Source organism: Sphingomonas larreae (genome assembly GCF_051400595.1).
GTDB lineage: Bacteria > Pseudomonadota > Alphaproteobacteria > Sphingomonadales > Sphingomonadaceae > Sphingomonas.
The window spans coordinates 356,679-378,050 of the sequence record NZ_JBLFFI010000002.1 but is presented as its reverse complement, the minus strand read 5'-3'; the positions used below and the strand labels follow the sequence as shown (position 1 = coordinate 378,050).

The window sequence follows — 21,372 nt, the reverse complement described above, 5'->3', positions numbered from 1 at the left end:
TAACGTTACCAGACCCGTCGTACCCGCGTGCGCCCGGCGATGACAAGCGTCTCGTGATCCGCCTAGCCACACGCGCGCCCATTGACGAGACCTGCCGCCGCGATGCACGTCCTCGATCGACACGTACCGGCGGCGGTTCGCCGGTGCAGCGACAGGGACCAGCTTGCCCCAGCCGAAAGGACGTCGCCGCGGGGTGACGATCATCGACGTCGCCAAGAAGGCGGGCGTGTCGCCGATGACGGTGTCGCGCGTCATCAACGGTGACCCTGGCGTGCGCGACGAGACCCGGGCGATCGTCAACGCGACGATCCGTGAGCTCAACTATACGCCCAATCTGTCCGCGCGCAGCCTGGTCACCTCGCGCGAGATCCGCATCGGCGTGATCTACGCCAATCCCAGCGCCGCCTTCATGAGCGGCTTTCTCGCGGGCGTGTTCGAGGAAGCCTCGGCGCGCGCGGCGCAGCTGATCCTGCTGAAGGGCAAGCACGGCAGGCCGCCGACGACGGCGGAGATCTCTCAGCTGATCGCCTCGGGCATCGGCGGCGTGATCCTCACCCCGCCGCTCGGCGAATCGGCGGCAGTGCGCGACATCCTGCGCGATGCCGGTCTGCCGACGGCGGTAGTGGCGGGGCGCGTGCCCGATGCGATCTCGGTGGGGATCGACGATCGTCAGGCGGCACACGACATGACGCGCCACCTGATCGCGCTCGGGCATCGCCGCATCGGCTTCATCGTCGGCAACCGCGACCAGTCCGCTAGCGCCGAGCGCCTCGCCGGCTTCACCGCGGCGGCGCACGAGGCCGGGATCGAGACCTGCGTCGCACAAGGCGATTACAGCTACGCCTCAGGGCTGGTCGCAGGCGAGCAACTGCTCGACGCCGCGGCGCCGCCCACCGCGATTTTCGCCAGCAACGACGACATGGCCGCGGCGGTCGTCTCGGTGGCACACCGCCGCCACCTCGACGTGCCGCGCGACCTGACCGTCACCGGGATCGACGACAGTATCGCCGCGACCACCCTTTGGCCGCCGCTGACGACGATCCGCCAGCCGGTTCAGGAACTGGCGGGCGAGGCATTGCGGCTGCTGATCGACGAGATGCGCGCCGCGCAGGGCAAGAGCGCGCCATCGGTCTCGCGCGTGCTCGACCACGTGCTGGTCGAGCGCGAGTCGACCGCGTCGCCCGCGGTGCGCGATTAAGGCCCCGGCGCCGAACGACGCTCCGCACCACTGCGGTGCGCACCTCCCTTCAGGCGTATCGTGCCGGATCGGTTGAGCTCGGCATGACCCCGCGCTGCGGCGTCCTCTGCTTCCGCAAAGCCATTGCCGCGCGCCACTCGCCTCGGCAGGATCGCGCCGGAAACAGGGGAGTGGCAGCGATGCGGACGATGACAGCGATGACGATGCTCTTGCTCGCGACCGCAGCTGCACCGGCGGCAGCGCCGGAGGAGCATGGCACCGGCCGCTATCCTGCGCTGTTCGAGGAGCGCGCCGATCTCCCCGGCCATGTCGTGTATCGCCCCGCCGACCTCAGTCGCGTCGGCCGCGGCGCGCTCGGCATCTACGTCTTCGGCAATGGCGGGTGTAGCGCGGACGGCACCAGCTCGCGCAACCACCTGCTCGAGATCGCCTCGCACGGTTACATCGCGATCGCCTCGGGCACGATCCCGCGCGGCACGGCCGCGCCTGCCCCCGCGCCCGAGCCGGGCGCGCGACTGAGCGCGCCGACCGAGACCCGCGCGCTCACCGACGCGATCGACTGGGCGCAGCGCGAGAACCGCCGCGCCGGTAGCCCGCTCGCGGGCCGCCTCGCAGCCGACCGGATCGCAGTGTCGGGCTATAGCTGCGGCGGCTTGCAGGCGCTGTCCGCGGCGCAGGATCCGCGCGTCACCACCGCCGTCATCATGAACAGCGGCTTCTTCGCGCCGGGTGCCAATCCGATCGCAGGCGTCGTGTCGGACAAGGCGCTGCTCGCGACGCTCCACGGCTCGGTCCTGTACGTGCTCGGCGGACCGACCGACATCGCCGTGGCGAACGGCACCGACGATTATCGCCGCCTGCCGGCCCTGCCTGCCGCGCTCGTCAACATACCGGTCGGGCATGGCGGCACCTATATGCAACCGCACGGCGGGCTGGGCGCCGAGGTGGTGACGCACTGGCTCGACTGGAAGCTCAAGGGCGACCGCCGCGCCGCCGGCTGGTTCACCGGCGCGCGCTGCGGCTATTGCACCGACACGCGGCTGACGATCGAGCGCAAGGCGCTCGACTGAGCTACTGCCGCCCGCGCGACTCCACGCTGTAGCCGTGCAGCCCCTGCGGATAGGGGTTCACCGCGACGCGCGTGCCCATCTGCCCTTCCGGGCCGCCGAAACTGGCGCGATGCCAACGCCCCTGTTTGGCGATCAGCACGTCGCCCGGCGCCGCCGCCTTGATCAGCGGCTCGCCCTCGATCTGGAGGTCGATGTTGCCCTCCATCACGAACCAGAATTCGTCGTAGCCGACGTGGAAGTGGCCGAGATTGGAGGCGGGCGGGGTCGGCGTCGCGCGGCCGCGAATGTTGTTCACGAACAAATGCTGTGCGGCGATGAAGGCACCCGGGCGCGTGTTCGCCTGCACCACGTCCTTATAGTAATCGAGATAGAGCGGGTTTTCCGCGTCGGGCGCGCCTGAGCCACCCGAGACGAGCCGGCGGTCGTAGCGGAAGCCGGCAGCGTCGCGCGGCCGCTCCGTCGTACTCGTCACCGGGTAGAGCGGCATGTCGGTAGCGGCGTGGATCTCGAACCATAGCGCAGGCTGGTCACCGACCGTCTCCAGCGTGAAAGGCACGCGCAGCGGCACGTCAATCTCGAACCCCTTGCCCGCGACGAACGGCGGCTGACCCGCAATCGCAACGCGGAGCTGCCCGCCCCAAACGATGATCGCGGTGCGATTGTCCGAATAGGCGACCTCGGTGGTGCGCTTGCCGGGCGCCTGCTGGTGCCAGTCGGCCACGATGTCGCGATTGCGCACGATCGGCTGCGACCAGTCGGTCGCGCCCTTGTGCAGCGCGAGCACGTCGGCGAGCTTCCACCACGGACGATTGGGCGCGTCATAGGCGGCATAGGGCGTCTTCTTGGGCACCCACATCTCGACCGGCGCGGGCGGCGCCGGTCGCGGCGCTTGCGCGGTCAGCGTGAGTGCGGCGAGCGCCAGCGCGGCGGTGCGCGCACGGCGCGCTCGGTCATGGATCATCGGTCCTCCCCTTCTCTCTCGTCTTGTCACGCGACTGCCGCGGCGGTGTCGTGGGTCCGCTCGCTCTCGCGCCCGATCAGGCGGCGCGGATCGACCACGGCCCAGGCAGCGATACCGACCAGCACCACCCCGCCGCCGGTGCCGAACGCCGCCGCCCAGCCATAACGTGCGGCGATCCACGGCGTCAGCGAGGCGGTCAGCGCGCCACCGATCTGGCAACCGACGTTCATCAGCCCTGACACCACCCCCGTGTGGCGCCCGGCGATGTCCGCGGTGACCGACCAGAACGAGCTCTGCGACAGATAGATCGCACCCCCGCCCAGTGCGAGCGTGAGCACCGCAAGCGGCGCATTATCGACCTGCGAGCCGATCACCAGGAACACCGCGGTAAGCGCGAACGACACCATCGCCAGCCCCGACCGACCCCAATAAAGGCCGTGCCGGCGCGACACCGCGTCGTTGATCACACCGCCGGCGAGGCAGCCCAAGGTCATCGCCAGAAAGGGTGCCATGCCGAACAGGGCGCTCGACTTGAGATCGAGCCCACGCGCCTCGGCCAGATAGATGAAGAACCAGCTGAAGAAGATCCAGATGACGTAACCGAACGCGAAATAGCTGAGGAACAGGCCCCATACGTTGCGGCTCGTCAGGATCGCGCGCCACGGGATCGGCCCCGCCGCGCTGTCGTCGATCGCCGGGAGCCCGGCCTCGATATGCGCCAGCTCGGCGGCATCCACCGCGGGATGGTCCTGCGGCCGGTCTCGCGCGATCGCATACCAGATCGCGGCGGCAATGAGCCCGATCGCGGCGCAGACGTAAAAGGACGCGCGCCAGCCGCCATAGGCCACCACCGCGCTGATCAGCGGCGGCGTCAGCCCCGATCCGGCGCCGACGCCCGCAAAGATCAAGCCGTTGGCCTTGCCGCGCTCCTGCGCCGGCACCCAGCGCGAAACGAACTGATTGCCGGAGGGATAGACCGCCGCCTCGCCGATGCCGAGCCCGAAGCGCACGAGGATCAGCAGCGTGATCGCGTGCGCGCTGCCGGTCGGCACCCAGGCGGTGGCGACGCTGAACACGCCCCACCACAGCAGCGCGATGGTCAACAGCCGGCGCGGTCCGATCCGCGCCGCAAGCCAGCCAGCAGGCACCTGGAAGGCGGCATATCCGATCAGAAAGGCACTGAAGATCCAGCCCAGCCGGATCTGGTCGATCGCGTAATCCTGGCGCATCTGCACGCCGGCGACAGAAATGTTGGTGCGATCGAGGAAGGCGATCGCGCTGATGACGAACAGCATCGCCACCAGCCGCACCCGGACACTCGTCCGCCCCGCGTTCGCCGCCATCGCACCTCTCCCGGATCGCGGCTGCTTGCCGCATTATATCCTATATGATTCTGTGTAGAGCCGTTGTAAGCGTGCGTAAAGCCCGACGAAACGGGATGAGCATGGGAGAGGGCGGGTGAGGCAGGCGGTCCGACTGGGCGCACGCGGCGTGGCATCGCTGATCTTGATGGCGGCAGCGGCCGACGCGCAGCAGCAGCCGGCGCCCGCGAGCGCTGCCGCGCGCCCGCTCGCGGAGCGGATCGGCCATACCGATCCGTCGCGCTATCGCCAGCTCGCCAAGGTGCACGACGGTGCCGGTACCATGGCGTTCGCGCCGCTGCTGGGCGCCGACGCGATCTCCACCAATCTGGTCTTCGTTCACCGCGGCGTGATCGCGCCGCACAGCGGCATCGGGCAGCACTTCCATCATCAATGCGAAGAAATGTTCGTCATCCTCGACGGCGAGGCGCAGTTCACGGTCGACGGGCGTACGTCGACGATCAAGGGGCCAGCCGCGGTGCCCGACCGGATGGGCCACGCGCACGCGCTCTACAATGCCAGCGACCGCCCGGTGCAGTGGCTCAACATCAACGTCGGCCAGACCAAGCGCTACGACAATTTCGACCTCGGCGACCCGCGTGAGGGAGTCGCGTTGGACGCAATCCCGCAGTTCGCCGCCGTGCGGCTCGATCGCGCCAAGCTACCCGCCGGCGCCGGGGTGCGGACGCGCCGGCTGTTGCGCCCGGAGGTGTTCGCCACACCCTGGACGTTTGTCGACCATGTGCTGATCCCCCCGGGCGCCGCGCTCGACGGCGCCGCCGCGCCCGGGATCAGCGAGATGGTCTATGTCGTTAGCGGCGCGGGCGAAGCGACGCTCGCCGGCGAGAAGGCGCCGCTGCAGACGGGCGACGCCCTCCCGGTCGAGGTCGGCGCGCAACGCACGCTGCGCGCGGGTCGTGACGCCCCGCTCGAACTGATGGTGATCGGGGTCGCGCGCGATCTCGCCGCCAAAGCCGCCTACGCGGCCACGCTTCCCCCTCGCTGACCTCGGAAAGGACCTGCCGATGCAACGCCGCTCGCTCCTGCAACTGATCGCCGCGCTGGGCGCCGGCTCGGCGCTGCCCGCCGCCGCGCGCGCCGCCGCGCCTGCGCGCAAGCCGATCGTGCTCTATTGCGACCTCGCAGTGGACCCCGCGCGCGAGCAGGAGATGCTGGACGCCTTCCACCAGCATTTCCTCCCGGCCGCGCAGAGCTTCCGTGGGCGCGGTTTCATTGACCTCAAGATGCTCAAGCTGCGCAGCGTGATCCAGGGCCAGCCGGCGCCACCCGCCGGGGTCAACTATCGGTTCCAGCTGACCTATGAGAGCGAGGAGCAGCGCCAGGTCTGGATCCGCTCGGACGTGCACCAGCAGAACTGGCCGCTGATCGAGCGCACCGTGCTCAACCGCGACTATCTCGTCCTCCTGACCGACGCGGTGTGACGAGCATGCGCGCCCTTTATTACGCGGCGGCGCTGCTCGCGCCGCTCGCCCTCCACGCCGCGGCGCCTGCACAGCAGAGCGCGACCCGGATCGAGCGGCTCGACCCCGCGCTCGACGCGCTGATCGCGCCCGGAGCGACGGTGGAGCGGGTCGCCACCGGCTTTACCTTCACCGAGGGACCTTTGTGGCACGATGGCCGGCTGTGGTTCTCCGACGTAAGCGGCGACGTGCTGCGCGCGGTCGACCCGTCCGGTCGTGTGGAGGAACTGATCGCCAATGCGGGCGGACTGCCCAACCCGCCGCCAGGCAAAAGCATCGGCCCCAATGGGCTGGTGCCCGATCGCGACGGCAGCGTGCTGATGGCGCAGATGGGCGCGCGCCGGATCGTGCGCGTCGGCAAGGACCGGCAGCTCACGCCGGTGATCGCCGATTATCGCGGCAAGCGGCTCAACAGCCCCAATGATCTCGTCTTCGCCGCGGACGGCGCCTTGTGGTTCACCGACCCGCCGTTCGGGCTGTTTAACGGGATGGATCGCGATCCCGCCAAGCAGCTGCCGTACAATGCGGTGTTCCGCTACGCCGGCGGCGCGCTGACCCCGGTGATCACGGATCTCAAGCTGCCCAATGGCATCGGCTTCTCGCCCGACGGACGCACGCTCTACGTCACCGATTATGGCCCACCGGGCACGATCTACGCCTATCGTGTTGGACGCGGGGGCAGCCTGTCGGGGCGGCGCGTGCTGATCAGCTTCCCCGCGGGCGGCCCCGGCGGCGCCGATGGGCTCAAGGTCGACCGTCGCGGTAATATCTGGGCGACGGGCCCGGGCGGGATCCGCGTCATCTCGCCCTCGGGCAAGGTGCTGGGGCAGATCGTGCTGCCCGAGGTCGCCGCCAACCTCGCCTTCGCCGGCGACGGGCACACGCTCTATATCACCGCGTCAACCAGCGTGTACCGGCTGCACACGAGCGTCGCAGGGGTGCTGCCACGGTATGCGCGCTAGGTACCGGACCTTGTTCCGGGAGCTAGTCGCGTGACGCAAGAAGCCCTCTCCCCCCAAAGGGAGAGGGATTTAGCTCCGGACTCGTGGACATTCCTGAGACAACGCTGCCCTTGCGAGCCAGGCAGACGCGCTCTCCTATCCGTCGCCCGCCGCCGCCGGCACCGGCGACAGCGTGAACGAGTCGACGTCGAGCCACCCCTTGCTCTCGCTTGGCGCGTAGCAGAACAAGGCGAACTGCTCGCCCTGGAAGGTGCCCGTGCGCCAGGCGAAGGCGAGCGGGAAGTCACCCCCGAACGGCCGCCATCGCCGACCGTCTTCGCTATACGCCACCCGCCCCTTGGATGCGGTGAAGTCCATCTCGGTGCGCAGCCACAGCTTGTCGCCTGTCACGGGCGCTGTGGCGCGCACTGCGGTCCGCGCGCCGTCGACCTGATCCTCGGTCACCTCCATCGCCACCGACGCGCGTCCGTCGGCGCCACGGGTCGCGGTGATATTGCCACTCACCTGGCCGAGCGTGCCGAAGCCGCAGCGATCGCCGGGCGCGAGATGCGTCAGATCAAGCGCCACCTCGCCCCGGCTCGCCGGCCCCTGCCCCTTCTGCGTCAGCGTGTTGCGCGCATCCCAGAAGCGCGTTGCGCGGGTCGGGCGGAGCCGCAGCCAGCCCGGCCGCTCGGCAAGGGACCAGCGGCGATCGTCGGGATTGTGGTTCCACTGCCACTGCACCCCCAGCGCTGCGCGGCCGAACGTGTCCGACGACGGCGGCTGCGCCAGCGCGCCACCCGCGATCGGCTTGCGCGCGCGTGCCGGCACGCGGCCAGGTGCATCGGGCGTACCCCAGACCGGCCAGTCGTCGCGCCAGAACACCGGGCTGAAGTTGGTCATCCGCCCGACCGCGCCGCTATCCTCCATCACGAAGCCGAACCAGTCGCCGCCGGGCAGATCGACCAGCGCGCCCTGGTGACCGCCGCTATGATCATCGATCTGATCGCGCGTTTCCCACGGGCCGAAGAGGCTGCGCGACCGCGACACGCTGAGCGCCAGCCGCGGCGGCAGCGCGTTGAAGAGATAGTAATAGCCGCCGCGCCGGATCAGCTTCGAACCCTCGGCGCCTTTGATGTAGTGGATCTTGCGCGATTCGGTCACCTTGGACAGCGCGCGATCCAGCGTCAGCAGCGTGATCGTGCCGTCTGCGGTGCTGGCGGTGGCGAGATAGGCGCGGCCGTCGGGCTCGATGAACAGCCCCGGATCGAACGCCTCGCGATCAAGCTGGTGGTAACGCCACGGGCCGCGGATCGATTTGGCGTAATAGATCCGCGTCTTCTGTCCGACAGGGGTGATCGCGAGATAGAAGGTGCCGCGGTGGTGCCGCAGGCTCGCCGCGTACAGCCCCTTGCGATAGGCATTGCCGCCGCTGAGATCGTAGCGCGGGTCGCCGTCGAGCCGCGTCGCGACATGGGTCGCGATCGTCCAGTTGATCAGGTCGCGGCTGTGCAGGATTGTGATCCCCGGCACGTTCACGAAAGTGGTCGAGACGAAATAATAGTCGCGCCCGACGCGGATTACGTCCGGATCGGGATAGTCGGCGTACAGCACGGGATTGCGATACGTGCCGTCGCGCTGGTCAGCCTGCCATACCTGCGCGGCAGCCGCGCTTGGGGCGGCGAGCAGCAGTGCCGCCGCGGCCAGGCGCCTCACGGGAACACCAGCGACCGCGCGAAGAAGGGGATCACCTCTTCCTGCACCCGGGTCGCGACGCCGCTGACATGGTCGCCCGGGTACACCGCGAAGCGATGCGCGATGCCGTAGCGATCGAGTGCGGCGTGAAGCGTTTGCGCGTCCTCGCGCAGCCCGTCGCGGTCGCCGACGTCGAGCCCGATCGCGCGATACTGCCGCAGGTTGCCGACATATTGGTCGAGCATCGCCAGCGGGGCGTTGGCGGCCCAGCGTGCCATCACGTCCGCGCGCGGCTGTCCGTTCTCGGTCGGCAGATCGAGGAAGAGCGGCGGCTTGGCCGGATTGGGCGACCAGGCCGCCGCGGCGGCGAGCTGCGCGCGCTGGCCCCAGTTGAGCGTGGCGGAGTCGGCGGGCGAGCGCAGCGCGCTTACCACTTTCTCGTCGGCCGCGGCATCGCCGCCGGGCGTGCGCGCGGAGAGGCAGCACGGGCTCATCATGTACAGCGCGCCGAACACGTCCGGATGCTTCATCCCGATCCGCGCGGTGCCATAGCCGCCCATGGAATGGCCGGCGAGCCCGCGGCTCTTGCGATCGGCGACGGTGCGATAATGCGAGTCGACGTAAGCGACCAGATCGCGCGACACGAACGTCTCGAAGTCGCCCGTGGTTACCGAGGACGAGTACATCGAGCCGTTATGCGCGGTCTTGCTGTCGGGCAGCACCACGATCATCTCGCGCGCGCCCTTGGCGAAGGCGCCCTCGATCGTCTGCGGCACGTGGATCTCGCGAGTCCATTGCTCCGCGCCGATCGAATAGCCGTGGAGGGCGTACACCACGGGATAACGGCGCTTCGGACTGGTACGATAGCTCGGCGGCAGCACGACGAGCACCGCGCGGTCGGCGCTGTCCCCTTCCAGGCTGCCTTCGAGCGCGCGCGAGTGAACCGTGATCCGCTCCACCGTGGTCGGTCGCGCGCCGGCGACCGCGGGCGGACCCGGCGTCGCCACTTGCGCCGGCGCGGCCGCGGCGAACAGCGCGGCGGCGAGTGCCCCTATACCCATGTGCAAAAAGCCGAGCCTCATCGCCCTCTCCTGTTACCGCTATCGCCGGCAAGCGTGCGGCGGTTCTGTCGCCGCCAGACTAAGTAGTTGAGGGCACAACCGTCAATCGTTCGTCCGCCGCACGAGGCAGCTGGCGTAAGTCATTGTTAGCGCTATACATGCCCGCGTAAACGCCGCGCCAGAACGCAGCGTCGGAGAGGATGAGGGTGATGAACGCGGGCAAGGCCATCGGCATATCGGTCGTCGCGGCGCTGCTGGCGAGCGCAGCGCCGGCGACCGCGCAGCGGCGCACGAACGCCACGAGGTCGGGCGAACTGACGCTGGGCGCGAGCGGCTATTACGAGGCGCCGGCCGCCAACGTGCTGGTGTTCTCCAACTGGTACGACGGACTGTTCGCGGACTCGAAGATCAGCGGCGTCGAGATCATCCAGCAGGGTGAACGCATCGCCACCAATGGCGACGTCCGCCTCGCCGCCACGCCGGGCCAGTGGGACCCGACCGCGCGCTTCGTCGACCGCCAGGTCGACCAGCGCACCGGCACGATCACGGTCACGCTCGAATATCCCGACCAGCATTGGCGCTACCGCATCCGCTCCGAGAAGCAGGGCGGCGCGGTGAAGGTGTCGGTGCTGCTCGACCGGCCGGTGCCTGCCGCGCTGGCGGGACGTGCCGGGTTCAACCTCGAGTTCCTCCCCGCCGCTTACTTCCACCACGGCTATCTCGCCGACGACCGCACCGGCACCTTCCCGCTCTATCCCGCCGACGCGATGACGCGCACGCCCGAGCGCAATCCGGCGAGCGGGCGCGCCGAGGGTCCGGGCGCCGAGCCGCAGCCGATCGCCACTGCTCGCCGCTTCGTGCTCGCACCGGAGGACGCCGCGCGGCGGGTGACGGTTGAGTCGAGCGCACCCGTGGAGCTCTACGACGGCCGCAATCAGGCGCAGAACGGCTGGTTCGTGCTGCGCTCGCTGCTGCCGACAGGGAAGACCGGCGCGGTGCTCGAGTGGACGATCCGGCCGACCAGCGTACCCGGCTGGCGCCGCGCCCCGGTGATCGCGCACTCGCAGCTCGGCTACACGCCGGGCGCGCAGAAGGTCGCGACGATCGAGCTTGATCGCGGCGATGCGCGTACGCTCGCCCCGCGGCTGCTGCGTGTCGGCGCGAACGGCGCGATGACCCCGGTGAAGATCCCCGCCGCCACGCGCTGGGGCGACTATCTGCGCTATTCCTACCTGCGGGTCGACTTCAGCGCGGTGCGTCAACCGGGCCTCTACGTGCTCGAATATGGCGGCACCCGTACCGCGCCGTTCCGCATCGCCGACGACGTCTATGCCGGCGCGTGGCACCCGACGCTGGACGTCTACTTCCCGGTCGCGATGGACCATATGTTCGTCAACGAGGGCTATCGCGTGTGGCACGGCGAGGCGCATCGCGACGACGCGCGCCAGGCGCCGGTCAACCACGAGCATATCGACCTGTATGCGCAGGGCCCGACCACCGACAGCAAGTACAAGCCCGGCGAGCATATCCCCGGACTCAACGTCGGCGGCTGGTTCGACGCGGGTGACTTCGACATCCGCACGCAGTCGCAATATCAGGTGATCCGCTCGATGGTGGACAGCTGGGAGCGTTGGCGCCCGACGCGCGACACCACCGCGGTGGACGAGACGCGCCGCCGCACCGAAATGCACGTGCCCGACGGCACGCCCGACCTGCTCCAGCAGATCGCGCACGGCACCCGCCAGCTCGTGGCGCAATTCGACGCGGTCGGGCACGCGATCCACGGCATCGTCGAGCCGGATGTCGCCCAATACACGCATCTGGGGGATGCCTCGACTAAGACCGACGGACTGGTCTACGATCCGTCGCTCAAGACCGGCGAGGAGAAGAACGGGCGCAGCGGCATGCCGGACGATCGCTGGGCGTTCACCACCAAGGCGTCTGCGCTCAACTATGGATCGATCGCCGGGCTGGCCGCGGCGTCACGCGCGCTGCAAAGCTCGGACCCGGCGCTGGCCAAGCGCGCGCTCGCGCTCGCCACCGCGACCTGGGCGGAGGAGCAGTCGCATCCGCCCGATCTGTTCCAGCACGGCAACACCACCGGGGGGCCGCTCGACATGGAGCGCTTCTCCGCCGCCGTCGAGCTGCTGCGCACGACGCGCGACCCGCGGTACGTCACCGCGGTCGAGTCGCTCTGGCCCTCGGTGGAGAAAGCGTTCGCGCCGAGCCTGCGCGACGCGGTCGCGGCGATCCCGTTCATGCCGGCCAGCTATCGCGAACGGCTGGTGCCCGCGGTGCGCGCTTATGCCGCCACGGCCGACAAAGCGGCGAACGCCAACCCGTTCGGCGTGCCGATCACCACCGGCGGCTGGGCCGGCAGCGGCACGGTGATGGGCTATGCGCTCAACGCTTACGCGCTGCACAAGGCGTTTCCGGAGATCGTGTCCGCGGACGCGGTGTTCCGCGGCGCCGAATTCCTGCTCGGCCATCACCCCGGTTCGGACCGGTCGTTCATCTCGGGCGTGGGAACGCTTTCGAAGGAGGTCGCCTATGGGAACAACCGCGCCGACTTCTCCTTCATCGCGGGCGGCGTGGTGCCGGGCGTGCTCGTGATCAAGCCAGACTTTCCCGAGAACCATGAGGATTGGCCGTTCTTCTGGGGCGAGAACGAATATGTCATCCCGGAGGGCGCCATGTGGATCGAGCTGGCGCAGGCGATCGACGAACTCGCGCGCGAGCGGAAGTAACATGGGGAGGCTGACCGTCCACCCGGCGGGCGGTGCGCCGGCTTAGCCGAGATCGCAGGGCGACCAGGCCCGGGCCAGGCGATCCTGAGCTCCTGGACGCTCATCGGCACCCCACGCCGACATGGCGGAGCCGCTTAGGCCACCCTCCCCTGCACCGCAGGTCCGCCGACCACCACAGGTCGCCGCGCAGCCACCAGCGCGGCGCTGGCGAGCAGCGGCAGCAGCCAGATCACGCGGCTCTGGTAGCGGTCGTGCGGCTTGGAGAAGGCGCCGCAGACCGCCGCATTCAGCAGGATACCCGCGAGCACGATTGCAACATAGCCGCGCCGTGAAGGCGGCATGGCGTCGCGACGGAGAATGCCGAGCGCGAGCAACGCCGCCATCGCCAGGAGCGTCACGGGCGTGGCGAGCAGATTATAGTAAGCGATGGGAAAGGTGCCCTGCGCGGCGCGGGTCGCGTCGAACTCTGCGCGTATTGCCGGTGGCAGCTTAGCCCGGTTGATCCCCCCCAGCCGCGCGTCGGCGATGTCGTCGACATGCCAGCGCAGCAGCTGCCCCGCGATGTTGCGCAGCGACGTGCCGACCACCGCCATTGGCTGGTCCGCGAGCACCGCGAGGACGAAGCCGCGCTCCTCCGCGGCCACGCGCCGACGATCCTCCGGCGGCATACCCATGAAGCTGCCGCGACCGCTCGCCCAGAGGAAGGAATCGCTGTCGTCCGGTATGTCGGCGCGGTAACGACAGAGCGTGAGTGTGGCGCCCTGCGCGCAGGCGCGCGCGAGATAGGCGCGCCCCGGACCGTCCGCGATCAGCCGGGCAGCGACAAACGGCGGCCGCACCGGCGGGTAGCCCGTCATCTTCCGCACCGCGGTGCCGAACGCCGCTTCCCCCGCCATGCCGACGAGGAGCGCGAGCACGATGGGCGCGACGCGCAACGGCGCGCGCCGCGCCACCCGCCAGAGCAGCAAGCCGGCGGCGAGCAGGCCGATGACGAGCAGGTTGCCGCTGTGGAACAGCGCGGCGGCGGCGAGCAGCAGAAACCAGAAGGCGCGCTCCGCGCGCCCCATTGCGCGCCAGAACAAGGCGATCTGCGCAGTCGCGATGATCGCGAGCGGAGCGAAGACGTCCGGCATCAGCAGCGCCACCTGCAACCCGACGCTGGTCACCAGCGCGACGACCAGCACGGGCCACAGCCGATCAGGCGCGGCGATCCGATCCGCCATGCGGCGTGCCGCCAGCAGCATCGCTGCGGCGGTGACGAGCGCCTGGATCATCGCCACCCACCAGAAGCTGCCGAGCCAGTCGCCGAGGTAGAGCAGCGCGCCATAATAGACCGACCGCCCGGACAGCACGACCTGGAAACTGTGTGCCGGTGCGCGCGGGGCCGACGCTTCGGCGAGCGACGGTCGCGCGCCCGCAGCCCCTGCGGAACTCGGGATCGGTGCGACGCTGGCCTGGCGATGGGCCAGCGCGCGCTTCGCGTCGTCCGACCAGCTCGACTCATATCCGGTCGCCGCCACCACCGCGGCGTCGACGCCGCGGATGTACGTGGTGGTATCGGGAAATTGCAGTGCCCCGCGATTCACCACCGCAGGTAGCAGCAGCAGCAGCGTCAACACCGCGATGAGGCCGGCGAAAACGCCCCGACCCTGCATATAACCCCCTGGTTGCCCAAGGCTTCGCTTAGCTCGACCGCGGCGGTGGGGTCCAGCGGCGATCGCCGCCGAAGCGGGACGGACAGGTCAGTCGCGGGCGAACACGTGCATGCTCTTCGGGATCATCACCTCGTTCTCCCCGTGGGCGAGCCGATAGGCTGCCTCTACCGCGCGGCTCAGCGCCGCGGTGGCAAAGGGCTTGCCGACGCAGCCGACGATCAGCGGGTGCTCGGCGGCCGCCGGGCAATTGCCGCTGACGTAGAGGCACGGCACGCCACGCGACGAGAGTTCGCGCGCCACCGTGATGCCGCTGTCGTTCTCGGCGAGGCGAACATCGCACAGCGCCAGGTCAATCGGCTCGCGCGCGGCGATTGCCAGCGCCTCGGCTGCGCTCTCGGCGACGCCGACGACCACATGCCCCGCCATGGTCAACGCATCCTCCACCAGCATCGCAATAATCGCCTCGTCCTCGACCACCAGCAGACGGAGCGAGCGCAGTTCGGTGTCAGCCTGCATAGGACAGCGGGAACCTCAGATGGATCGCACCGGCCTCTTCATAGAGGCTGGCATTGAGCTGGCGCAGCAGCGAACTGGCGAGACGATCGAGCGCGGGGGTGGCAACCGCGTCCTGCTCCACCGTGATCCGTGTCTCCAGCAGCCCCGCACGCCGCGCCACCGCCACGCGCGCGGTGCCACGATCAATCGGGCCGAGCAGGGCGTGCACGAGCAGCGAGAAGGCAACCGCCTGCTCGATCGGGATCATCACGCGCTCGTCGGCCTCGACCCGTCCCTCGCCTGCAGTGGTCAACTCCACGGCGCCGTTCAGAATGTCCGCTGCGTCGACCGCGAGCGACGCGCCGTCGCTCTGATATAGCGGGCGGTGCGCCAGCGCGATCAGCTCGAGCCGCTCGGCCACCATGGTGAGCGCGGGCGGCGGCGTTTCGGCACCGCGGAGCTCGTTGCGCACCACCCCCACCGCCAACTGGAGGTTGTTACGGACGCGATGATTGAGCTCCGCCAGCAGCCGGTCACGCTCGGCGATGTTGCGGCACAGCTCCTCCTCGTGGCGCAGCCGCACCTTGGCAAGCGCGACATAGTGCGACAGCGTGTGCAGCGTTTGCAGCTCCTGCGCGCTGAAACAGGTGCTGTCACGCCGACCGAAGCCGAGCGTGCCGAGCAGCCGCTCGCCGTCGAGCAGCGGCATACAGGCGTAGCAGTCGAGCCCCACCGCCTTGACGAAGGCGAGTTGCGGATCCTCCGATCGCTGCACCCCGGCGGCATGGACGCGCCGGCGCTCGAGTGCGGCGCAGCCGCACACCGCCTGGCCGAGCTGCAACTCGGCGCCATCCCTCGCCTGTGCGTCGGTGAGGCCGGCATAAGCTTCCAGCCGCAGTACGCCGGCATCGTGGCGATAGTTGAAGAAGACGTCGAGGCTCAGCTCATTCCGGATCAGCGCGAACAGCTCGTCGACCATGCGCGCCGGATCGGTCGCGGCGAGCAGTCGATCCGCCGCCTCCGCCACCAAGGCAAGGTAGCGGCGCGACAGATCGGGCGTCGCGCTCGCGCCTGCGACGGATTGCGGGAGTTCGCGCTCAACCTCCGACATGCGCCTGCTGGATACCCCGCGACCGCGTTTTTTCACAGCACGAATCCACTCGTCTAAGTGAATCGGAGGGACCGCAGTGACTTACAATGGCGCTGCATAAAGGGCGTGGTGCGTCAGGATGAACAAGGTGCGTTGCTGCGCGCCCCCGATCAGCAATTGAAGCGGACGCTCGGGCACGTCGATGCGGCGTGTCTCGCGCCCATCCGGGGCATAGACGAACACCTGCCCGTTGGCGACATAGAGGTTGCCCGCCGCATCGCGCGCGACACTCTCGCCCCCGCGTTCGGCCACCACCTTGAGATCGGTTACCTGCCCGCGCTCGCCGACCAGCCCGCTGTAGGTGCGGTTTTCCGAGGCGTTGGTGAGCGTGACGCGGCTGCCCGGCGCCGCGCCGACGAGCCCGTAGGCATCGAGCGTGTCAGACCAGCGCCAGCCGTTATGATCATCCGGGCCCTGGTTCCAGACGCGGAAGGCCGGCAGCACCAGCGAGCCGTCGGGAGAGACATATTCCTGCGGCTTGGCCTCGCCCAACGTGCCGGTGAAAAAGGCAGCGATCGGCGGGAATTGGTAGGTGGTCGGATCGATACGATCCGCGAACTCGCCATTGGCCCAGACGTTGACCGGCAGCAACGTCGCCGCGCCCGGATGCGCGCGTGCCGCGGTTGGCGCGATCACGCGGACGTCGTCGGGCTTGGCCGGATTGATGCTGTAGACGGTGCCGTCGCGTCCGGCCGACGACTGGACGAGCAGGTCGCCCGAGCGAGCGACGGCGAGGTTGACGGGATCGAGCGGCGCCTGCGCCACGATCGACAGGCCCTCGTTCCGGGACCAGCCATGGATACGATGAAAGAAGCGGTCGATGAAGTAGAGCTTGCCCGCCTTGTCCACCGCGCCGCCGGCAATCGAGTAGAAGCCTTCCGCCAATTTCTCCACGCCGGCGGACACCGGCACCGCCGACGCGGTCGCGGCGGTCGCCGGTGCGGCGGGCACGTCAAGCCGCGCGAACTCGCGCTCGCGCACCTCCTGCTGCCGCGTCATGTCCTTGATCGCGTTCTCGAACGGAAATTTGCTTGCGCGCAAATAGGTGCCGCAACCCTTGGCATCGCAGCTGGCGAAACCGCTCTCGGCGTTGACGTGGACGTTGCGGAAGCGGATGTCACCCGAGTCATACAGCTTCACCGCGGCGTCCATCGGCTTGATCGTGCGGGTGACGCGATAGCCGTGATAGTTCGCGAACAGAATGTTGCGCGAATGGTGGATCTCGGTCGAGATCGCATTGACGCCGTCGCGCACCTCCTGCTCGGTCTGGGGCGCGAGGAACTCCCAGTTGGCCACGTGGTCGAGCACGATCTCGGCGCGATAATGATGCTCTGCCGACAGCTCATAGACGTGCCCCGGCGTGTCGGTGTTCGAGACGAGGAAGCCCGACGATGCCAACGTGTTCGGTGACCAGATCGCGGCGAAGGTGCCGCCGCCGCCGTCAGTGACCCAGATGCTGGGATATTGCCCGTCCTGCCGCGCGCGCGGATCGTTGGGTTTGATCGCGCTGCCCGCGGTGAGCAATGTGCCACCGCCGCCCTGGATCTTGACGTCGTTGACCATCGACGCTGCGCCAGCGCGCCACAGCAAGGCGGTAGCGCGCGGGTTGACGCTGCCGGTCCACAATCCCAGCCCGTGGACGATCGCGCGCCCGCCACGCGCGCTCTCCAGCAGCGCCCGCGCGCCGCCCACGCCGGCGAAGGCGGGGAGCTCGTCGGGCAGGTAGAGCTGAGTGAGATTGGGATGGAGTGCGATCAACACGCTGTCGGGACGCATCCGGAGCGTGTTCGAGACGCGGTAGCGGCCCGTCGGCAGGTACAACACCCGGTGCGTGTCGATCGCACGCTGCAGCGCCGCGGTGTCGTCGGTGGCGTCGTCGCCCTTCACCCCGAGCGTCCGCACGTTCACCCATTGGCTGACCGGCGGCAGCGCGGCGATCGCCGGCGCCAGCGGCCGCGGGGCGCGCGCGAGCGGCGCGATATCGGCGGTCGTCGCGGTTTTGCCGATCGCGCCCAAGCCGGCGAGCGCGAGACCGTGCGAGAAGTCGGCCACCCGGTAGCGCGCGCCGGTGCCCGCGATCGTTCGGCCGCTGTCGCGGAAGCGCGCGAACACCGGCGTGTTGGTCGCCACCGCTTGATCGAAGCCGATCTGGGTGAAAACGCTGTTCTCCTCCGAGATCACCACCGCAGCGTCGCGGACGTTTTCGAAGCGGACCTGCTTGCCCCACAGCGAATCGGACCAGCCGCGATCGATGTCGATGCCGACCGGCGTGTTGCGGATGGCGACGTTGACCAGCGTGAGGTCGACCTCATGCTCACGGATCGCGGCGTCGCGCTGGCCCTCGAAGGCGGAGTCGATCAGCGTGAACTGCCACGCCGGCGAGGTCTTCTCGCTCAAAATACCATAGCGTCCGCCGTAGAAGCGGAGATCCTCGAACTCGTTGCCCGCCTGGTACACGCCGGCGAGCGCCGAGCCGAGATGAAAGTCGGCATGGCGGATATAGCCGTGCTGCGCGACCCGGAAGCGGACCGCCACCGCGCCGGCATTGCCCTCGCCGATGCGAAAATCGATATTGGCGATCGCGGAATAGAAGGTGCTCGACGTGGCGTCGTACACGTTGGCGTCGAACGGCACCGTCGTCGGCGGGGGCACCGCCACCTTGCCGACGCGATACTGGTCCTCGCCGGTGAAGGCGAGCATCGCCGCCACGCCGCTGCCGAAACCCGGGGTGGAGTCGGCGAGCACGATCTCGGGCCTAGTCTTGCCGACGCCGAAGATCCGCACCGCGGGACGGACCAGGATCGTGCGCGTGACGCGATAGCGCCCCGATGGAAGGAAGACGATCCCGCCGTTACCGCTCGCCGCCGCGGCGTCGATTGCCTGCTGGATCGCGGCGCTGTCGTCGGCGCGACCGTCGCCCACCCCGCGCACCGTGATCGCGCGCGGGTCGTCTGGCGGGGTGAGATAGACCGAGGTCGAGCGCGCCGACGCCGGCGTCGCCGATGCCACCAAGAGTGCCGCCGTCGCCGTGCCCAGCCACCAACTCGCCCGCATCCGTCCCGCCCCTTTTGTCATTTCTTATAGCAGCTTAAACAGCAAAGCCGGGCCGACGCCAGCCCGCATCGCCGAGGCCGCATCGGCATCTCACGCGGAGCGGCCCGCCACTCCCGTGTGGGTCAGCCGATCCACGTCCGTACCGCGGCGACCAGGTCCGCGGGCGGTCGCGTCGCGTCGAGCGTTAGCGCGCGCTCATCCGGCCCTGGCCGCTCGAGCGTCGCCAACTGGCTGTCGAGCAGCGTCACGGGCATGTAATGATGCGGGCGCGTCGTCATCCGCCGCGCGATCGCCGCGGGGTCGAGGTCGAGCAGCACAAAGGCGGGCGCGAGCGCGGCGGCGGTGGCGAGCCGCTCGCGATAGACGCGCCGCAGCGCCGAACAGGCGGCCACCGCGCGGCCGTGCGTCCGCGCCGCCTCGCCCAGCGCGGTACCAAGGTGATCGAGCCACGGCCAGCGATCGGCATCGGTGAGCGGGTGACCGGCGTGCATCTTCGCGACGTTCGCGGGGGAGTGAAAGCTGTCCCCCTCCAGCATGGGGCAGTCGAGCGCCGCGGCGAGCGCCGTTGCCAGCGTGGTCTTGCCCGTGCCGCTGACTCCCATCACCACGATCGCCACCGCCGCATCGACCACCCGCCCCTCGCTGCCTCGCTGTTCGATCGCCGTCACTACTGGCTCCCCTTGCTCGTGCCCTGGCGAGGGCGGACTGCCTGCATTATCATGCTTTTGAGCCGTTCTGCCCAGCGGGCTCCACAGCGGGCGTCACGGCGCGTGCCCAGCCGGGCCGTGCGGGTGTGAGCGTCTCCAGGAATTGCCGCGCGCTCTCGCGATACTCACCACGGCGCGCGTCGTCGAACCGCCGCCACGTCGCATAGACGTTCCGCATCCGCTGGTTGCGCGCGAACCGCTCTTCATGGCGCGCGACGAAATCCCAGTAGAGCGCATTGAACGGGCACGCACCCTCCCCGGTCTTGCGCTTGACGTCATAGCGGCAGCGACCGCAATAATCGGACATGCGATCGATGTAAGCGCCGCTCGCGACATAGGGCTTGGATGCGATCACCCCGCCATCGGCGAACTGGCTCATACCGATCACGTTCGGAAGCTCGACCCACTCATAGGCGTCGAAATAGACGACGAGAAACCAGTCGGAGACGGCGGCGGGGTCGACGCCGGCGAGCAGCGCGAAATTGCCCAGCACCATCAGTCGCTGGATATGATGCGCATAGGCTTCGCGCCGGGTCTGATCGACCGCCTCGGCGAGGCAGCGCATGTCGGTCGCGCCGGTCCAGTAGAAATCCGGCAGCGGCCGCGTCGCCGCCAGCGCGTTGCGTTCGGCGAAGCGCGGCATGTCCCACCAATACATGCCGCGCATATATTCGCGCCAGCCGATGATCTGGCGGACGAACCCCTCCGCCGAGTTGATCGGCACGTTGCCCCGCTCATAGGCGCGCACCGCCGCGGTGCAGACCTCGACGGGATCGAGCAGCCCGAGGTTGAGGCAGAGCGAAAGGCTGCTGTGAAACAGATAATCCTGCCCGGCTACCATCGCGTCCTGGTAGCGACCGAAGTCGGGCAGCGCCTCCTCGACAAACTGGTCGAGCGCGGCGAGCGCCTGCGCGCGCGTGACCGGCAAGGCGAAGGGCTCGAGCGCGCCGAAATGCCCGCCGAACCGTTCCGCCACCAGCGCGAGCACCGCGCGCGTTGTCTCATCGGGCGCGAAGCGCAGCGGCGCGGGATAGTTGCGCCCCTTGGTCGGCGCAGCGCGGTTATCGTGATCGAAGTTCCACTGGCCGCCCTCGGGCTTGCCGTCGGCGGTCATCAGCAAGCCGGTGCGACGGCGCATCTCGCGGTAGAAGAACTCCATCCGCTTCTCGCCGGCGCGCTGCGCCCAGGCATAGAAATCCGGTAGCGGGCAGACGAAGCGATCATCCTCTAGGATCTCGACCGGCAGACCGGTCTGCCCGGCCCATTCGTCCTGGTGCTGGCGCACGCGATATTCACCGGCCGCGACAGTACGGATCGCGTCAGCGCAATGGCGTGTCGCGGCCCGTGCGACCTCGCCGCTGAAGCTCCGCGTGCTCCCCTCCGCGTCAAGCGTGACATAGTCGACGGTCCAGCCGTCGTCGCGCAACGCCGCCGCGAAGTGGCGCATTGCCGAGAAGATCAGAGCGATCTTCTTCTTGTGATGACGGACGTAGGTCGCCTCGTCCCATACCTCCATCATCAGGACGACGGCGTCGGCACGGTCGACCTCACGCAGGCTGGCAAGGGTGTGGGAGAGCTGGTCGCCCAGCACCGGGATCAGCAGCGTCATGCCTTCGCAACGCGCGGGCAGCGCAAAAGCAACGTGGGTTATCGCGGCGACCGCAGGCTGCCACCGGTTGTCGACCGGCTTGCCCGCGGAGAGCGATCGCAGGACTTTCGCGCGCCGCTCGCTCCGTCATCCCGGACTGGCTACGGGATGACGGAGGGAAGGACCGGGCCGACGTCGAACAGAAGTC

At 69.1% G+C, this 21,372-nt stretch carries 16 protein-coding genes; 6 read left to right on the top strand and 10 right to left on the bottom strand.

All coding sequences use genetic code 11. The features are described from left to right. The first annotated feature begins 193 nt into the window (after positions 1-193). Entirely contained in the window at positions 194-1,198 is a 1,005-nt protein-coding gene (locus ACMGDM_RS09960) for a LacI family DNA-binding transcriptional regulator (protein WP_436803977.1), read from the top strand. Between the two features lie 179 nt (positions 1,199-1,377). Then, positions 1,378-2,268 carry an alpha/beta hydrolase gene (locus ACMGDM_RS09955; RefSeq protein ID WP_436803976.1) on the top strand — a complete coding sequence of 297 codons (891 nt, stop codon included), beginning with the start codon at positions 1,378-1,380 and terminating at the stop codon, positions 2,266-2,268. A 1-nt stretch (position 2,269) separates the two neighbouring features. On the opposite strand, the gene ACMGDM_RS09950 is transcribed toward ACMGDM_RS09955, so the two are convergent. Both ACMGDM_RS09950 and ACMGDM_RS09945 read right to left on the bottom strand, forming a co-directional pair. Next, positions 2,270-3,229 (bottom strand): cupin domain-containing protein, encoded by a 960-nt coding sequence (locus ACMGDM_RS09950; protein ID WP_436803975.1) that lies wholly within the window; start codon positions 3,227-3,229, stop codon positions 2,270-2,272. 26 nt (positions 3,230-3,255) lie between these two features. Next, a complete protein-coding gene (locus tag ACMGDM_RS09945) occupies positions 3,256-4,572 on the bottom strand; it encodes an MFS transporter (protein WP_436803974.1) in 1,317 nt (438 codons plus the stop codon). 115 nt (positions 4,573-4,687) lie between these two features. Between ACMGDM_RS09945 and ACMGDM_RS09940 the strand changes: the two genes are divergently transcribed. From ACMGDM_RS09940 to ACMGDM_RS09930, 3 genes are read left to right on the top strand one after another with little or no spacing between them, the layout of a single operon-like run. Further along, complete coding sequence (locus tag ACMGDM_RS09940) at positions 4,688-5,596, top strand: cupin domain-containing protein (protein ID WP_436803973.1); 909 nt, start codon at positions 4,688-4,690, stop codon at positions 5,594-5,596. Between the two features lie 19 nt (positions 5,597-5,615). Further along, positions 5,616-6,032, top strand: a complete 417-nt coding sequence (locus ACMGDM_RS09935; RefSeq protein ID WP_436803972.1) for a hypothetical protein — start codon at positions 5,616-5,618, stop codon at positions 6,030-6,032. A gap of 5 nt (positions 6,033-6,037) precedes the next feature. Next, entirely contained in the window at positions 6,038-7,033 is a 996-nt protein-coding gene (locus tag ACMGDM_RS09930) for an SMP-30/gluconolactonase/LRE family protein (protein WP_436804261.1), read from the top strand. Between the two features lie 135 nt (positions 7,034-7,168). Here the strand turns inward: ACMGDM_RS09930 and ACMGDM_RS09925 are convergent, their stop codons facing one another. Both ACMGDM_RS09925 and ACMGDM_RS09920 read right to left on the bottom strand, forming a co-directional pair. Further along, positions 7,169-8,728, bottom strand: coding sequence for a glycoside hydrolase family 43 protein (locus ACMGDM_RS09925; protein ID WP_436803971.1), 1,560 nt, complete (start codon positions 8,726-8,728; stop codon positions 7,169-7,171). Further along, complete coding sequence (locus ACMGDM_RS09920) at positions 8,725-9,789, bottom strand: alpha/beta hydrolase (RefSeq protein ID WP_436803970.1); 1,065 nt, start codon at positions 9,787-9,789, stop codon at positions 8,725-8,727. The genes ACMGDM_RS09925 and ACMGDM_RS09920 overlap by 4 nt, the downstream gene beginning before the upstream one ends. A 188-nt stretch (positions 9,790-9,977) precedes the next feature. On the opposite strand from ACMGDM_RS09920, the gene ACMGDM_RS09915 reads away from it, so the two are divergent. Then, on the top strand, positions 9,978-12,515 hold the full coding sequence (locus ACMGDM_RS09915; protein WP_436803969.1) for a glycoside hydrolase family 9 protein: 2,538 nt from the start codon (positions 9,978-9,980) through the stop codon (positions 12,513-12,515). A gap of 134 nt (positions 12,516-12,649) precedes the next feature. On the opposite strand, the gene ACMGDM_RS09910 is transcribed toward ACMGDM_RS09915, so the two are convergent. The 6 genes from ACMGDM_RS09910 to ACMGDM_RS09885 form a co-directional block, all read right to left on the bottom strand. Then, the gene (locus tag ACMGDM_RS09910; protein ID WP_436803968.1) at positions 12,650-14,170 is read right to left on the bottom strand and encodes a hypothetical protein; all 1,521 of its coding nucleotides are present in this window, start codon (positions 14,168-14,170) and stop codon (positions 12,650-12,652) included. Between the two features lie 87 nt (positions 14,171-14,257). Continuing rightward, positions 14,258-14,686 (bottom strand): response regulator, encoded by a 429-nt coding sequence (locus ACMGDM_RS09905; RefSeq protein WP_436803967.1) that lies wholly within the window; start codon positions 14,684-14,686, stop codon positions 14,258-14,260. Beyond that, positions 14,676-15,776 carry a GAF domain-containing protein gene (locus ACMGDM_RS09900; RefSeq protein ID WP_436803966.1) on the bottom strand — a complete coding sequence of 367 codons (1,101 nt, stop codon included), beginning with the start codon at positions 15,774-15,776 and terminating at the stop codon, positions 14,676-14,678. The genes ACMGDM_RS09905 and ACMGDM_RS09900 overlap by 11 nt, the downstream gene beginning before the upstream one ends. 81 nt (positions 15,777-15,857) lie before the next feature. Then, positions 15,858-18,869 (bottom strand): glycosyl hydrolase family 28-related protein, encoded by a 3,012-nt coding sequence (locus ACMGDM_RS09895; RefSeq protein ID WP_436803965.1) that lies wholly within the window; start codon positions 18,867-18,869, stop codon positions 15,858-15,860. A gap of 122 nt (positions 18,870-18,991) precedes the next feature. Continuing rightward, on the bottom strand, positions 18,992-19,471 hold the full coding sequence (locus ACMGDM_RS09890; protein ID WP_436804260.1) for a gluconokinase: 480 nt from the start codon (positions 19,469-19,471) through the stop codon (positions 18,992-18,994). A 115-nt stretch (positions 19,472-19,586) separates the two neighbouring features. Further along, positions 19,587-21,185 carry a cryptochrome/photolyase family protein gene (locus ACMGDM_RS09885; RefSeq protein WP_436803964.1) on the bottom strand — a complete coding sequence of 533 codons (1,599 nt, stop codon included), beginning with the start codon at positions 21,183-21,185 and terminating at the stop codon, positions 19,587-19,589. Positions 21,186-21,372: the final 187 nt, after the last annotated feature.

Bases quoted from the DNA above. Each gene is read 5' to 3' on its own strand.
- ACMGDM_RS09955 (WP_436803976.1), top strand. From the start codon at position 1,378: ATGCGGACGATGACAGCGATGACGATGCTCTTGCTCGCGACCGCAGCT.
- ACMGDM_RS09950 (WP_436803975.1), bottom strand. From the start codon at position 3,229: ATGATCCATGACCGAGCGCGCCGTGCGCGCACCGCCGCGCTGGCGCTC.
- ACMGDM_RS09945 (WP_436803974.1), bottom strand. From the start codon at position 4,572: ATGGCGGCGAACGCGGGGCGGACGAGTGTCCGGGTGCGGCTGGTGGCG.
- ACMGDM_RS09935 (WP_436803972.1), top strand. From the start codon at position 5,616: ATGCAACGCCGCTCGCTCCTGCAACTGATCGCCGCGCTGGGCGCCGGC.
- ACMGDM_RS09930 (WP_436804261.1), top strand. From the start codon at position 6,038: ATGCGCGCCCTTTATTACGCGGCGGCGCTGCTCGCGCCGCTCGCCCTC.
- ACMGDM_RS09920 (WP_436803970.1), bottom strand. From the start codon at position 9,789: ATGAGGCTCGGCTTTTTGCACATGGGTATAGGGGCACTCGCCGCCGCG.
- ACMGDM_RS09915 (WP_436803969.1), top strand. From the start codon at position 9,978: ATGAACGCGGGCAAGGCCATCGGCATATCGGTCGTCGCGGCGCTGCTG.
- ACMGDM_RS09910 (WP_436803968.1), bottom strand. From the start codon at position 14,170: ATGCAGGGTCGGGGCGTTTTCGCCGGCCTCATCGCGGTGTTGACGCTG.
- ACMGDM_RS09905 (WP_436803967.1), bottom strand. From the start codon at position 14,686: ATGCAGGCTGACACCGAACTGCGCTCGCTCCGTCTGCTGGTGGTCGAG.
- ACMGDM_RS09900 (WP_436803966.1), bottom strand. From the start codon at position 15,776: ATGTCGGAGGTTGAGCGCGAACTCCCGCAATCCGTCGCAGGCGCGAGC.
- ACMGDM_RS09895 (WP_436803965.1), bottom strand. From the start codon at position 18,869: ATGCGGGCGAGTTGGTGGCTGGGCACGGCGACGGCGGCACTCTTGGTG.
- ACMGDM_RS09890 (WP_436804260.1), bottom strand. From the start codon at position 19,471: ATGGGAGTCAGCGGCACGGGCAAGACCACGCTGGCAACGGCGCTCGCC.
- ACMGDM_RS09885 (WP_436803964.1), bottom strand. From the start codon at position 21,185: ATGACGCTGCTGATCCCGGTGCTGGGCGACCAGCTCTCCCACACCCTT.